Genomic DNA, 967 nt, shown 5'->3' on the forward strand with positions numbered 1-967 from the left:
GATCCAGCCAGTACGGCAGGCGACTTTCGGCCGTTCGCCACTGGTCCAGGGCGACGGGTTCGCCAGCAAGGTCCGCAAGGGCGGGCCAGTTCGGCGGGTAATCGGTTGCCGCGACGGTCCCGAGGGGGCCGTCGTCCCCATCCGGCACGGCACGGGTCAGCGCCACGTCGGTGCCGACCTCCATCATTTCGGCACGGGCGATGCCGGCGGCTGCGAAGGCGGCCTCGGCGTTGCCCCCGGCGGCGATGACAGCGAAGGCGACGACGGCCTCGGTGCGGTGGATCATTGCTACGATCACGTCCCGCACGAGATCCGGTGTCGGGGAGTCCTCGGGCTCCGGCAGAGGCGTTGGCTGGGCCTTTGGCGGTTTCGCCAGCCGCGCGGCCCGGTTAACTCCTCGGTCCTCGCCCGAGTAAAGTCCGACCGCATTCCGCTTAAGCCAGTTAAGGGCTTCATCACGGTTTAATTTGCCGTCAGAACGTACAGGCAGACCGGCTTTCACGTATTGGGAGACGCGGGCGCGACTAACCCTCATCTCATCAGCAAGTGAAGCCTTAGTAATAATCGTCACGGCAAATCCGGTTAAGTTCGGGTATTAAGTGGGTTTTGAGGTCTGGCGCTAGAGACTTTGGGGGCCCCGACCACCCGTATCGTCGTCGGGTTTCCAGGGTCCCCCGGCACTTCGGGTAGGGGTCGGTGCCCAGGTCGGGCCGGGTGGCGGTCGGAGGGCAGGCCGGTCACTACGGGATCAGCCCGGCACGCTTCAGCTCGCGGGTCATGCTCGATGAAGGGCTGACCCCGAGGACATCGATCTTGGCGGCCTTGCCGTCCGACGCGGCGAGGCCGACGCGCTTCAGCTCACGCTCCATGCTGGCTCGAGAAGCGGCGACGCTGTCGTTCTGCAAGGTCACTGAAGCGCTCGGCGGTGTGGGTGCAGCCGGAGGGGGCGTCGGGCTGGGGGGCGAGG

The 967-nt window shown here is 66.5% G+C and carries 2 protein-coding genes; both read right to left on the minus strand.

Annotated features, from left to right (window positions below; translation table 11 throughout):
- Window positions 1-298 (minus strand): hypothetical protein (locus tag FPV16_RS25845; protein WP_227441365.1); only part of this gene is annotated, 298 nt, incomplete at its 3' end.
- Window positions 299-740: 442 nt separating this feature from the next.
- On the minus strand, window positions 741-967 hold a 227-nt coding region (locus FPV16_RS25850), incomplete at its 5' end, for a hypothetical protein (protein ID WP_227441366.1).

The sequence above is a fragment of the Methylobacterium sp. W2 genome (assembly GCF_020662345.1).
Lineage (GTDB): Bacteria > Pseudomonadota > Alphaproteobacteria > Rhizobiales > Beijerinckiaceae > Methylobacterium.